Origin of the sequence: Novipirellula artificiosorum (assembly GCF_007860135.1) — a bacterium.
In the GTDB taxonomy this organism is placed as follows: Bacteria; Planctomycetota; Planctomycetia; order Pirellulales; family Pirellulaceae; genus Novipirellula_A; species Novipirellula_A artificiosorum.
Map to the genome: position 1 here is coordinate 133,418 of NZ_SJPV01000016.1, position 13,697 is coordinate 147,114.

Genomic DNA, 13,697 nt, shown 5'->3' on the forward strand with positions numbered 1-13,697 from the left:
CCGAAAACAATGAAAACAATCATACTCGCCTGGTCCTGCCTGCTGGCAGCAGGTCTGACTGATACGCAGAATGCGGTGGCCCAACAAGAGTCCGACAAACCCAACGTCGTTTTGATGCTGGCCGACAATGTGGGGTGGGGCGACATCGGCGTCTACGGCGGCGGTGAAATTCGCGGCATGCCCACGCCTAACATCGACCGATTGGCACGGGAAGGATTGCAGATGACGCAGTTCCTCGTAGAGCCGGGCTGCACGCCTTCGCGGGCCGCCCTGATGACGGGACGCTATTCGTGTCGTTCAGGATTGGGCACCATCATCATTGGTGGTACACCGAACACATTGCAGGCCAATGAATTGACCATGGCTGAAATCTTCAGGAGCCAGGGGTACGCGACGGGCATGGCGGGCAAGTGGCACCTCGGGTCAGAAGAGCAGAGTTGGCCCACGCGTCAGGGCTTCGACGAATATCACGTCGGCGTTATCGAAACGACCGATGGAACACTCTATCGAGGACACATGGAACGCGCCGCCATTCCCGAGTCAGACATTCAAAAAGTCGTTCCGAAAATCTACGAGTCTGAGCCCAACGGAAATCTCAAGGCGGTGCGGGAGTACACGGTCGATTACCGTCGCCAAATCGAAGGAGACATCGCCAAGGCCTCGGTCGATTACATCAAGCGACAGGCGAATGACGACAAACCGTTTTTCCTCTACGTCGGTTGGACCCATACGCACTATCCGAACGTTACGACACCCGAATTCAAGGGGAAGTCAAGCCACGCGTACGGCGACGCGATCATGGAACTTGACCACCGCACAGGCCAAGTCCTCGATGCCATCAAGCAAGCTGGGATCGAAGACAACACCATCGTGATCTGGCTTTCCGACAACTCTGCCTGCCCCACCGGCAACCCGATGGCATACCCCGGCGGAAACAATGGACCCTTCCGGGGAGAACTCGGCGATGCACTGGAAGGTTCACTGCGTGTGCCGGGCATGATCAAGTGGCCGGGCAAGATCAAGCCACGAAAAAGTAACGAGATGGTTTCTTTGCACGACTTCGTTCCGACGCTGGCTGAGATCATCGGTGCGAAGCTGCCTGCAGACCGTCCTTATGACGGGGTCAATCAAAGCGACTTCTTCCTAGGAAAGCAGGAGAAGTCGAACCGCGAGCACCTGATCACTTTCGTCAATAACGATTTGGCCGCCGTGCGCTGGCGACACTATCGCATGTACCCGAATTCGTTCACGAGTTCGGCAGGCAACCCATCCAAAGAAGGAGGTTTGGGTGTTCGGTTGATGAACAACGAACTGCCGGACCTCTTCAACATCGAAATGGACCCGCGTGAGCAGATCAACATTTGCGCAGACAACGCCTGGGTCTTCCGACACTACCTGCGGATCATCGGTGAGTACAAGCAATCGCTTGAGGAACATCCGAACCCGCCCGGCGTCAGCCTAACAGACATCGATTAATTGGAGATAAGAAAATGAAATCACTAACAAACCTCGCCCTGTCCGGATTTAACGATGAACATCCATAAGCAGGACGAACGCGACGCGGTCTTCCTTAAGCTCTTTTTGAAAGGGAAGGCGGGCCAGGTAAGCGACGAAGAGGTGCATTACTTCCGTGATCATCCGGACCAGATCGACGAAGTTTCGGCACCGGTCAAGGTCCACCTGATCTTTCTATGGGCCGGCGGACTCCTGGGAGTCGCCTTTGTCGCGCTCTCCAAATGGTTCAAGTTTTCGCAGGTTACCAGGTTCCTGTCGGAAGGCAGCGGAGAGTTTGTAATCGACATCGTATTCGAGATAGGGGTCGCCCTGATCGGGGCCGCAGTTACCGCGTACATCCTCGGCATCCTGCTGAACCAACAGCAGGAGAAGGCCGCCAAGTGGCGGACCGAAATCCGTCGCAGAATTCATGAGATAGAAGGCTAGAACGTCATGAAAATGAAATCACTCACCGTCCTCGCTCTGGCCGTCCTCGCGGCGGTTCGTATGGCAGCGTCGGTGCAGGCTGACGATGCTGGAGAAAACAAAAACCTCTTCAAGAGCCCCGGAGCGAAACAGGCAGCCAAGGATTTCAAACCGGCCCCCGACAAGATGGAAACCAACTTTGGCAGCCTGGAGTTCGAAGGCGGTTCGTTTCCGACAGAAGCCTCGACGCAGAAGATCTACGACGAGATGGATCGGCAGCGCGCCACCCAGGCGTATATGGATTTCTATCCGTCGCTCTCACTCTACAGCATCGTCAAATCGCAGATTCGCGACTTCGGGTTCAAGTCCGCTTCGGACGTCGGCGTCATGGCCGACTTCATGACACCGAGTGAGAACTACCTGACCGGAAACAACATCACGGTCTATGCCTTTGCCTCCATCGACTTGAAAGTCGACGGCCCCACCGTCGTGGAGATCCCGCCGGGAATGTATGGCAATGCCAACGACGCCGCTTTCAAATACCTCACCGACTTCGGCCCCACCGGACCGGACAAGGCCAAGGGCGGCAAGTACCTGTTCCTGCCGCCAGGTTTCAAAGGCGAAACTCCAAAAGGTTATTTTGTGTTCCGCTCACCGGGCTACCGGATCTGGGCGATGATGCGCGGCTTCGGCGAAGTTGGCAATGGCGATCAGGCCGTGAAATGGTTCAAGGATCGCTTGAAGGTTTACCCTTTGGCCACAGGCCCGCGGGAACACACCGCAGTCAATTGCTCCGGTATCGGTGCCAATACTCTGCCTCCCGAAGATGGCTCGGTGTTCACGATGTTGAACGAGATCATCCAGTACGAGCCGACGGAATTGTTCGACAAAGAATTGTTGGGACGACTGGCCACGTTGGGGATCGAAAAGGGCAAGCCCTTCAAACCGGACCAGCGGATGCAAGGCATCTTCGACACGGCAGCCAAACAGGGTGTCGCCATGTCGCGGGCAATCGTCTACGCATCGCGCGATCCGGAAATTAATTATTGGCCGAATCGGCATTGGGAAAAAATGTTCATTCGCAACACCGAGTTCGTCGCTGACGGCCACAACGACATCGACGCCCGAACCCTCTGGCACTATCAGGCGATTTGCGTTTCACCGAACCTGCTTTCTACCACTGCGGGTGTGGGGACTTCTTACTTGACCGCGTTCAGAGACAAAGAAGGCGTCTATCTTCTTGGCGACAAGATCTATCGTTTGCGTGTGCCGGCCAAGCCTCCCGTCAAACGCTTCTGGGCAGTGACGGCCTATGACCCAATCAGCCGGAGCCTGCTCGGTTCGGGAGGAAACATCAACGTCGGCAGCACGGGCAAACCTGAAGTTAATGACGATGGCTCCGTGGACATTTACTTCGGCCCGAAAAAGCCTGAAGGCAAAAAGAACTGGATCAAGACAGATCCTGACAAGGGATTCTTCGTGGTCTTCAGGTTCTATGGCCCACTGGAAGGCTACATCGAAAAGTCATGGATCCTCAACGACTTCGAACTGTTGGAATAGCAGACCGTGGCTGCGGCTTCCAGCCGCAGTGTCTTTCTGTACTGGGGCTGGAAGCCCCAGCCACGATGGGACTGAGACCAACTACCACCCCCGAACAAGCAAGAACAAACACAGATCCAATTACTAAGAAAGAAAAACCATGAAAAACCCAACACGATTCATCGTAGCTTTGGTTGCCGTCATCGCGTGCAACACCATGCTGCCGAGTGCTTCGGCTCAAACCGTTCAAGAAACTTATCTGGGTAAACTTGAATTTCAGGGCCAGACCATTACCAAAGAGACGGCGGAGCTTTTGCATCGCCGGATTCTTCAGCAGCGAGCCACTCAACTGGTCACTTGGGCGATGCCGATGATGAATTTCGAAACGCTTTATCCGGCACTGCTCAGCAATTTTAAGACCTCCAACGGGTTGGATCTGTCTGACACCGACATCTTCTTTGGCCTCTATGACGGTTACGACGGCGTCTATCCCTACATGACCGCGAACGTGACCACCCCTTACACGCTCGCAATGTCGGACCTGTCGAAGACCGGGCCTGTGGTCGTTGACCTGCCGCCCGGGGCGATCTACGGCGTGGTCGATAACGCGTGGATGCAGCCCATCCACGAGATCAATGGTAAGCCGGGAAAACTGTTGCTGGTTGGGCCGGGGCAGAATTACCCAAAGAACTTCGATGGCAAAATCATCCAATCCGACACCTTCCGAGTGCTCTACTTCTACCGTGCGCTCGGCACCGGGGATGAAGCCAAGAAACTCAGGACAGCCGTGAAGGCCTATAAATTGTCGGAAGCCGACAATCCGCCGAAGACCAAGTTCATTAAGTACGACCCGAAGCCGGGTGACAAGGTCGAGCTCAACACCCAGCCACGCGACATGCGGTTCTGGGAACTGGTGAACACCTATGTTCAGCGTGAACCGATGGCGGATCGCGACCGCTTCTTCTACGCCTGGCTCAAGGACGTCGGCATCGAAAAAGGAAAACCGTTCAAGCCGACTGCTCAGCAGAAAGAGATTCTGCAGCAAGGCCTGGACGTTGGCATGGCCATGTCGCAAGCGATCTCCTTCAACAAAACCAGGGAGATGTTCCCAACATCACTCTATGGCAAGGACTCCGGTTTTGAAGACGCGATGGCCGGGATGAATCCGAAAATCGATCTGCCGACGTACTCGCAGTTCAACGAGCGGGCATCCTACGGTTTCGAGGCGACCACCACGTCGGCCGGCATGGTCTCGCGGGTGGCAGGCCAAGGTTCAGCCTATCTGGGAAGTTACTACGATGCCGACGACAAAGCATTGATGGGGGGCAACAATTACAAGCTCCACGTCGGTCCCAATCCACCGGCAGCCAACTTTTGGTCAGTTACCGTCTATGACATCGAGAATCGATTGATCATCCGCAACGAAATCAAACGGTCGGACCGTTCATCCCGCACCGAAGGTCTGATCAAGAACGACGACGGCTCAGTGGATCTGTACTTTGGACCGACCGCCCCCGAGGGCAAAGAAGTGAACTGGGTCCAGACCAACAAAGGCCAGTCCTTCTTCGTCTACCTGAGGCTCTATGGTCCAGAGCAAGCTTACTTCGACCAAACGTTCCCGATGAGCAAGATCGAGAAAGTGAAATAGAGAATACCGGAAACTAACGTGGCTGTGGCCTCCAGCCGCAGTTGGGTAGGAGAACGCTGCGGCTGGAAGCCACAGCCACGTAAAGGCAACGAAGTCAAAACAACTAATACGAGAGTAAAGAACAGGCACATAAAAATGAAACAAATATTCCAAACGAAATCAGGGCCTCTTGCCGCGGTGCTTCTGATGACATGCATTCTGTGCGGCACAACCAAGCTGGCTGTCGCTCAAGAAGCGAAGGACACGCAAAAGCCCAAGATGAAAATGACCACGGATATTCCGGAGTCGATCGTCACCCCGGACAAGGTGGAGACGCCGATTGGCACCCTCGAATATTTCGACGGAGTTCCGATCGGAGGGACCAAGGATGCGCTCTACGACTATGTGGACCGCGCCCGCGCGGTGCAGGTCTACATTGAAATGATCCCCGCCGTGTCCACCTACAGCCTCCTCCAGGGGAGCCGGGACATGAACATGGGCGATTCCAATCAGATCGTCCTTTGGGAACAGCTCGGCGATTCCAAGTCGCTGGTCCTGACCTACAACAACACCTCGCTCTACACCTGGGGCTTTCTCGATCTGGAGAAGGACGGCCCCACCGTGATCGAGGTCCCGCCCGATGTGCTGGGAATCCTCGACGACGGCGACATGCGCTACCTCAGCGACATGGGTGCCGCCGGACCGGACAAGGGCAAGGGCGGCAAGTACCTGGTACTGCCTCCGGGATACGAGGGCGATGTGCCGGAAGGCTACTTTGTCGTCAAATCCACGAGCTATGTGGTCTGGAACTTTATGCGGGGCTACGTGCGCGGCAGCGTGACCAACCCGGCGGACGTCAAGAAGTCCGCCGACAACATCAAGGCCAACCTGAAGGTCTATCCGCTGGCGAAGAAGGACAACCCTCCGAAGATGGAGTTCAAAAACATGTCAGGGGTTCATTACAACACGGTCCCACCGAATGACTTCAGTTACTTTGAGCGGCTCAATGAGATCATCCAGAAGGAGCCGATCGAATTCATCGGACCCGAAACCCGCGGCCTGCTCGCCGGTATCGGCATCGAGAAAGGCAAGCCCTTCAAACCCGATGCCCGCATGAAGAAACTGCTCACCGAAGCGGTGGCGATCGGCAGCGGCTATGCCCGAGCCAACACCGTCTATCCACGCGATCCGGGTCACCGTTACTATCCGGAGACCGACAGCGAATGGGTGATGGCATTTCCCGACAAGAACTGCTTCTTCCTGAAAGACGGGATTCGTCGGATCGATGCCCGCCTCTGGATGCACTTCAACGCGGTTTGTGTGACTCCTGCCATGGCAGGAATCAAACCGGGGGTCGGGTCGGACTACGGCATTGTCGGAATGGATTCGAAACACCAGCCACTCGACGGAGCCAAAACCTACAAGCTGCACCTGCCGCCCAACGTGCCGGCCAAGGACAACTGGTCCGTGACCATCTACGACACGCAGCACCGTTCCATGCTGCAGACCGATCAACCGTTCGCCGGCGTGAACAGCCTCAGTGGCGAGTTGAAGCCGAATGCGGATGGCTCGTATGACATCTACTTTGCTCCCAAGGCCCCGAAGGGCAAGGAGAGCAACTGGATCCAGACCGTTCCGGAAAAGAGCTGGTTCATCCTCCTGCGGTTGTACGGCCCGCTCAAGCCGTGGCTCAACAAGACCTGGCGTCCGAGCGAACTGGAACTCGTGAAGTAAGTGGCTGGGGTTCTGCTGAGCGAATGCCGGCCCGAATCGATCCGTCGAGAACCTTGTTGATCAGGTGAAGTAAAGTAATGAGGAAACGGAAGTAGGACCATGATTGTCAACAGCTTTCAGATCGACGAAACGGTGCAACTGAAGCCTCTATCCCTAGAGGAATTATCGGAAGCGCGCACGAAGGCCGATGCAAGGATTTGGATTGACTTAGAAGGATTTGAACCCAGCGAATTCGAAGACTGGCTGGACAAGCTGAGTACCACGGATAAGGCCTTCTTCAAACTCGCTGACGCCCGCGACTTCATGAATTGTGCCCTGGCCAATCTGAAGTCGGCAGAACGAACCCTGGACTAGCTGGATAGACGAATTCGCGACCTGAGATCCGGCTTTCAAATGAACGCCCAGGAGAAGACCAACCGGCGCCTGAACTTGCTGACTATTCTCTCCGCGATCTTCACGCCGATTTGCCCGGCAATTCAGTCGAGTTGCCTTTTGGGCACGCGATTCCGTTGGGACGGTCAGCCAAGCGCGCATGGCAATGTCCACTCTGCACAGATGTAACGGTTACGCCGATTGTGCGGAGAATTGTCGCTCGCAGTCCTGCTATCAGTCGAAAACTACGTGTGGATGGTCCTGCTTCACAGGTTGTACACAGGATGAGTACATGTCCCCATCATGCCCTGGTTGTACTTCGCAGCCTTCGTGTTCTTGCTGTGCTCGCACCTTGGCGCGGCGGCGGGTGTTGTGTACCGAGGCTTATTGCCTGGTCGCGACGAAGACGTGATCGGCGCGGGCATCGCCTGGGCTCGACTGAACCTCGGTGGCACGAACCAGGAAACGGTAGTGGAAACCTTCTACAAAGCGCAGGTCACCGCAACCGTCAGTATGCAGCCCGATATCCAGTACATCGCTAGTCCATCCGGAATCTACCGTGACGCGCTAGCGGTCGGGCTCCGATTCACTGTGACCCCGTAGCGCCGGTATCAGATCGAGATCACCCAAAACGGCAAGGGTGCGAGGTTGGCCATTAACAGCGCAGCACCTAGACACCCGTCGTGCTTTCGGTTGCATCGGTCTACGCGACTTAGCGAAATTGCTTCGCCGCAGTTTCCTCCAAATCTTGGACTACTTTGGACGGTAAGTGCAGCGAATGACTGCGTCAACAATTTCGAGGAGTGACAGGAGGTTCTGCAAGAAGCCAGTCCACCGGCTTTCGGCTGGCGAAGGATCCAAACACTGATGTGATATGCCGACGGCCTTGGAGTCGTCACCATGTCCAACAGCGTTGAAGCAATTTCAGTTAAGTATCTGACTGCCAAGAAACTCTCGGGCGGGACCCGCAAAGAATACAAGTCGACGGTCACCAAGTGGACTACCTGGGGCAACGGCGTTGATGTCGATCGGATCAATCGATCGCACATTCGCGATTTCTTGGACTGGGTTCACAACAAAGCTGCTGAGGATGGCGGTTCCAATCCGGGTCGCACTGCGAACAAGGCTCGAGAGAATCTTCGAGCCATCATGTCATGGGCCTGGGAGCAAGATTACGTTGCCAAGCTACCCCGATTCCCCAGTCCGAAACCGCAACGAGATGTTGCTGGCCGGCACTATCTGACGAAACCAGATCTCAACGCTCTCTACTTTGCCACATACCAACTGCCGCAATTGCGCGGCTGGAAGCAGCCTTTCACGGTTGGTCATTATTGGCGAGCCGCACTGGTCGTGTTCTTCAACTACGGAGTCGACACCGGGACTGTGTTCGGGTCCGCCGGATTTCATGAGCCGATATTGTGGCGACATGTGTCATGGCGACCAGAACCTCCGAATGGCCAAGGCAAGGAGTGTCGCTATGGTTGGCTGTACTACCGACGTGTGAAAACCAACAAGCAGTTTCACCGTCCAATGAACCGTGTCGTTCATGCGCACCTCAAGAGCATCCGCCCGGAGAATCCCCAGCCCGACGAGCCCGTCTTTGCGGGCGGCACGTCACGGCCCAACAAACAATTTCAATTGCTGTGTGAGTTGGCCCGCCTCAAGCCAAAGCAGGATGTGGAGACGGGTGAAGAGAAGCTCTGGGTTCTGAAAGATCTTCGCAAGACTTCGGCAACGTACTACGACGAGCACATGCCGGAATCGTCAATCGAGATCCTCGGACATTCTGTTGGCGGCGTGACGTATCGGCACTACGCACATCGCGACCCACTCGCTTTCAAAGCGATCATGTCACTGCCGCAGCCAACTGCGTTCACAGCGTTGCATCATGGATTCGATGGCGAGTGTCCCTGCTGCCGCAGAAGATTTCAGCAAGCCTGACCGGTGTCAGTTTGTTCACAGGAGCGTCGATGCCTCCGCGTAACCTGCGGAGGTGTCATGACCGAAGCTCCGAAGCCGTTTGGCTTCGTGCCATAGACTGGTCCACCCGACTGCAGTTGGCAGTTACTAAGCGGAATCTTATTGCGGTGATGTCCGCACCATTAGCCAGGGCGCGATGTTGCGACTTTCTTTGAAGCTCATGCTGGCTTGCGGAGGTCTTGCCGCGACGATTCGGATGGATATCTGGTGAGCCACCATCGATCTCATCGTGCTCCGGCGCGCAATTTGCTTTTTGCCTTAGGTTAGGATACAGATTGGTCATAGTCCAATCGAAATTGCTCGGAGGACGAGATGACGGAATCAGAGGATGGGGACAAGAAACGGAGCTCCGTGCTCGAATATCGGTTCGCAGTCCAAGCATAGGCTGGTCAATGGCTGCGGTAGTATCCGGCCTTTGCATTCTATTCGCGTGGCTGTCCCGGGACCGTGAATAGAGCATTAACTTGGGACGTGCAGGTATTTCGTAACGACGTAAGGTACTGAAGGCATGTTGAGAAATCTGGTACGGGTAAAGGAAGGCATCTTCACGATCGCGAACCTGTTCACACCGCAGGAATGCGAACAATGGATCGCGTTGAGCGAGTCGCTCTGCTACCAGCCGGCTCCGATCAACACTCAGTCCGGACCAGAGCGACAATTGGACGTTCGGAACAACACGCGCGTGCTGCTGGATGATGAGCAGAAATCCGATGAACTATGGCAACGCATCGCCCAAGATGTTCCCAACGTGGCAAAGGGTTGGACGTCGGTGGGACTGAACGAGCGAATGCGGTTTTACCGCTACGACGTCGGCGAGAGGTTCAGATGGCATGCCGACGGCATTCATCGACGAGAGAATGGCCAAAAGAGCTTTCTTACGTTCCTCGTCTACTTGAACGACGATTTTTCTGGTGGCGAAACCGCATTCAGCGGCGGACTAAAAATCAGGCCTCAAGTTGGCATGGCACTTCTGTTTAGTCACTGGCTCAAGCACATGGGCGCTGAAGTGCGGCAAGGCCGCAAGTATGTGTTACGGTCCGATGTCATGTTTGTGAAAACTGAACAGTAGATGCACATTTTGAGGAATTCGTTCTGCTATGAAACTTGGCATCATCACCGATATTCACGAACACGTCGAACAGTTGCAGGCAGTGCTGGATGAGTTGGACAAGCAAGCTGTCGACCAGATCGTTATGGTGGGCGATGTCGTTGAAACGGGTGAGCGAGTTGAAGAAACGTGCCAGTTGCTTTCCGATGCCGGTGTGATCGGCGTCTGGGGCAATCATGACTTTGGACTCTGCTACGAAGTCAGCGACGAGACTCGACGGAAATATAGCGATCTGGTGATCCAGTACATGGGATCGCTAGAGCCGCGTCTCAAAATCGGTGACTGCCTATTCACACACATCGAACCCTGGCTCGATCCTACCGTGCTTGAAGAGCTCTGGTTCTTTGGCGGCCCGCCGACTGGCGGCGAGCGTTTGGACCGCATTTTCGGCGCAGTCTCTAATCGATTGATTTTTACTGGACACTACCACCGGTGGATTCTCGCCTCACCGAAGGCAGTCTTGGATTGGAATGGAGGAACGTCTATTCAGCTGAATGATGGGCGTTACTTTGTCGTGGTGGACGCGTTGTTTGCCGGTCGCTATGCTATCCTGGACACGGAAACTTCCGAGCTTATGCCAGGATGTATAGCTTCAGCGCGACTCCGTCGCAACGCAAACCATCCATGAGCAACAATGAGCACCGGAAGTCTCAGGCCGTTTCGTGATGTATTCGCCCGTTGACAACCCTGCTGGATTGGTCGTTTTGGCGAGCCATTGAGCTCTGGAGTTGAGCATGAACGATCCTCGCGCCTCGCAGCTTCTCTGCGAAATGGAGGACCAAATCGCGTACTTCGAGACAATCGTGTCTCAGTACGCAAATGCGATGTTCGAACCAGAGCTTCGTCTCTCGCGACAGATCGTCAACCGATTTCGATCGGGAAGCTTTTCACCAGACCTGGTTGCTGATGAAATCAACTTCCTGGAAGATCACTACAACGGGATCGGATGGTCGGGTTTCCTTCATAATGTAGCCGAGTACCTCGCCTTGTTCGGAGAAGAGTGGGAAGTTGACCTGTGGGTCGATGAGGATACCAACCTTTGTTATGTGATCCTGCCAAAGGTTGTTCGGTTGAGTCCAGAAGATTGCGAAGCACCGTCGCTGCTTGATCATCTCAACCAGGTCTGGCTGCCGTGGTTTCAACGACTCTCCGATGGACATCCGCGTTTTGAGGAGGCTTACTTGTTGGCCAAGGACATCGCTGACCAACTACAACGGGGCGTCGATCCGTTCAGCAAATTAGACGATTGCGAAACATTCTTTCGTCTCGGCGGGCCATGTTCCGAGGAATTCTTGAACTGTGCCAAAGCGTACCTTGCTGCTAAATACTGCGATGAATCAAGGGAGCGTAAGTAGCCGCTAGCAACCCGGAATCGCAACGCTGTTTGTGAACTCGGTTGCATCGACCGAACGGAGTCCGGTCAGGGTGAAACTCGCGTCTGTGTCTTCAGAATTCGGACACCGACGCGCCGAAACGTCCCCAACCGAAGGCGCACCGGCTTCATCGACCGGCTTCATCGACCGGCTGCAGCTACAGCACGAGCTTGAGACGCGAGTCATTGTTCCGTGAAACGTTCAATTCCTGTCGAATTTTCCTTGTGGGAGTTGGGTCGTGTCCTTTCCAAATGGCGGCAGTCTCGAATTGCCGCCTCCGAGCACAAAACGCCATCAATTGTTCAAATAAGACGCGAATGGGATCCCGTTGATGGCCCCGTGCCCTCCTCATCTCGTGGGCAACACCAAAGGTGGAGCGACCGCCGACCTTCGGCGATGAGGCTCCCCGAAGTGAATACAGGCCGATTGCTCGCCGCTGACCGTGGCCCACCCGAAGCAAAAGGAAAACCAAAATGGGGAAGCTCACTGGCATTCTACGCTGCCATGGCAGACTTGATGCCGATCGAATCGACTTGGGAGATAGCGTACGTTTCTGACATGCCGGCATGGGAGGAAAAAAAGGTACTCGCTCACCAAATTAGCGAGCTTCAGCGGCTTGTTCCGTGGCGACATTCCGGTGCTTTTGTAGGCGACACTCAGATGTCGCCATTCCCATAAGGGACCATAAGGGCTTGCCCTTTTGTGGTCTGTCGACCAAGGGCAAGCCCGAGTTATTAGCTGCATTCTATTAATCGCAGTCTGCTGCTCAGATCGCGTAGGCAGCAAGTGTTGCCGCGTGAAGCCTTCCATACCGCTGCCGTGCGTTAGGCAGTAGGTCACCGCCTTTCACAGCTGCCTGTTGCTAGACGAGTCTCCGCGGTGCCAAAACTTAGATTGCACGTTTTTGGTGCGATTGCGATTTGATGCGATGATTAGCTTGTCATCGCGATCAACACCTTCCCACAGGTTTACGGGGCGGCGAATTTCTTCCGGGCTCTCCGGAGGATCGCGGTGACACGTGCCGCCGCCCCACTTCTTGGATCGCAAACATGCAGCCGCCTACCACAAACCATCAAACTCGTCACGACCAACCAGAACTCGATGATGCAGAAGAGCCCGATACTCACGGAAACTTCAATGCCCACCCTGATTGTCAATCGCTGCCCAAGATCAGCCTAAGTGATTCCGGCAATGTGGTTAACTCGATCGACGAGCGAGGCCCGTTGCGCCCGATTCTGCTTGACACTGAGGGGCAGCTGGTCGGCGGACGGTGCCGCCGCAAAGCGTGCCACGTCGATCCGCAATTGCCCACCCACTCCGATCCGAGCAGCTGGTGGTTTGGCTCAATGGGCGACGCAAACCATGAGATGGCGGAAAGACGAGCTGCAGCTGAGGTGGTCGCCATGCGATGGATCCAAATCGAACAAGACAGGCAACGGCCAGCCGAAAACACGTCTTTGGCTTCATCACTAACTACATGATAATTCTGCCGAACCTTACTCAGGACGGGCGCTGGGCAATTGCGTACTGCCCAAGAGCACTTCATCCATCAATCACTTTGCCTCAGCCGATCCACCAGGAACAAAACAAATGAGTTACAGCGATCAATCGACTGTTAGCATCTTTGACACCCCCGACTTCCAACTGGGACAACAAAAATACGAAGCCGAACGACGTCGAAAGCTGGCAGCAACTTCAAACAGCGACCAACTACGGGAGTTCCTCGAACGCTGTAACCGCCGGGGAAGTCCCTACCGCGCGGGGAGGAATCAATTTCCAACTCATACTCAACTCGCCAAGTATTGCCAGTGCGACGAATCAACCATCTATCGGATCTCGACAGGGGAGCAGATGTCCGTTAGGAACGAGGTGTCCGACATCCTGCTGGCGGTCAGTTGTATCTCCCCCAGACCAGCATGGGACGACGTGACAGGAGAGCGGCTTCTTCGCCTTGCCGATGCTGACGCTTGCGTTGACAACAGCCCAGCATCACGAAGCGAGGTGCTTGACGCCATCTTGTCTGGCATCGCCCTGCGGCTGGAAA

Annotated in this window: 14 protein-coding genes; all 14 read left to right on the plus strand. The window is 55.2% G+C overall.

Annotated features, from left to right (window positions below; genetic code table 11):
* Positions 1-9 precede the first annotated feature (9 nt).
* Positions 10-1,476: an arylsulfatase gene (locus tag Poly41_RS29075; RefSeq protein ID WP_146530878.1), complete on the plus strand. Its 1,467-nt coding sequence runs from the start codon at positions 10-12 to the stop codon at positions 1,474-1,476.
* A 54-nt stretch (positions 1,477-1,530) separates the two neighbouring features.
* Entirely contained in the window at positions 1,531-1,941 is a 411-nt protein-coding gene (locus tag Poly41_RS29080) for a hypothetical protein (protein WP_146530879.1), read from the plus strand.
* A gap of 12 nt (positions 1,942-1,953) precedes the next feature.
* Complete coding sequence (locus Poly41_RS29085) at positions 1,954-3,480, plus strand: DUF1254 domain-containing protein (RefSeq protein WP_231616037.1); 1,527 nt, start codon at positions 1,954-1,956, stop codon at positions 3,478-3,480.
* A 139-nt stretch (positions 3,481-3,619) separates the two neighbouring features.
* Positions 3,620-5,107: a DUF1254 domain-containing protein gene (locus tag Poly41_RS29090; RefSeq protein ID WP_146530880.1), complete on the plus strand. Its 1,488-nt coding sequence runs from the start codon at positions 3,620-3,622 to the stop codon at positions 5,105-5,107.
* Between the two features lie 135 nt (positions 5,108-5,242).
* Complete coding sequence (locus Poly41_RS29095; RefSeq protein ID WP_146530881.1) at positions 5,243-6,820, plus strand: DUF1254 domain-containing protein; 1,578 nt, start codon at positions 5,243-5,245, stop codon at positions 6,818-6,820.
* A 99-nt stretch (positions 6,821-6,919) separates the two neighbouring features.
* Complete coding sequence (locus tag Poly41_RS29100) at positions 6,920-7,174, plus strand: hypothetical protein (protein WP_146530882.1); 255 nt, start codon at positions 6,920-6,922, stop codon at positions 7,172-7,174.
* Positions 7,175-7,495: 321 nt separating this feature from the next.
* A complete protein-coding gene (locus Poly41_RS29105) occupies positions 7,496-7,795 on the plus strand; it encodes a carbohydrate porin (RefSeq protein ID WP_146530883.1) in 300 nt (99 codons plus the stop codon).
* A 297-nt stretch (positions 7,796-8,092) separates the two neighbouring features.
* Positions 8,093-9,133 carry a tyrosine-type recombinase/integrase gene (locus Poly41_RS29110; protein WP_146530884.1) on the plus strand — a complete coding sequence of 347 codons (1,041 nt, stop codon included), beginning with the start codon at positions 8,093-8,095 and terminating at the stop codon, positions 9,131-9,133.
* A 547-nt stretch (positions 9,134-9,680) separates the two neighbouring features.
* Entirely contained in the window at positions 9,681-10,241 is a 561-nt protein-coding gene (locus Poly41_RS29115; RefSeq protein ID WP_146530885.1) for a 2OG-Fe(II) oxygenase, read from the plus strand.
* Between the two features lie 28 nt (positions 10,242-10,269).
* Positions 10,270-10,908, plus strand: coding sequence for a metallophosphoesterase family protein (locus Poly41_RS29120; RefSeq protein WP_146530886.1), 639 nt, complete (start codon positions 10,270-10,272; stop codon positions 10,906-10,908).
* A 106-nt stretch (positions 10,909-11,014) separates the two neighbouring features.
* On the plus strand, positions 11,015-11,635 hold the full coding sequence (locus Poly41_RS29125; protein WP_146530887.1) for a hypothetical protein: 621 nt from the start codon (positions 11,015-11,017) through the stop codon (positions 11,633-11,635).
* Positions 11,636-12,049: 414 nt separating this feature from the next.
* Positions 12,050-12,331, plus strand: a complete 282-nt coding sequence (locus tag Poly41_RS29130) for a hypothetical protein (RefSeq protein ID WP_146530888.1) — start codon at positions 12,050-12,052, stop codon at positions 12,329-12,331.
* A 371-nt stretch (positions 12,332-12,702) separates the two neighbouring features.
* Positions 12,703-13,134 carry a ParB N-terminal domain-containing protein gene (locus Poly41_RS29135; RefSeq protein WP_146530889.1) on the plus strand — a complete coding sequence of 144 codons (432 nt, stop codon included), beginning with the start codon at positions 12,703-12,705 and terminating at the stop codon, positions 13,132-13,134.
* Between the two features lie 109 nt (positions 13,135-13,243).
* On the plus strand, positions 13,244-13,697 hold a 454-nt coding region (locus Poly41_RS29140), incomplete at its 3' end, for a hypothetical protein (protein WP_146530890.1).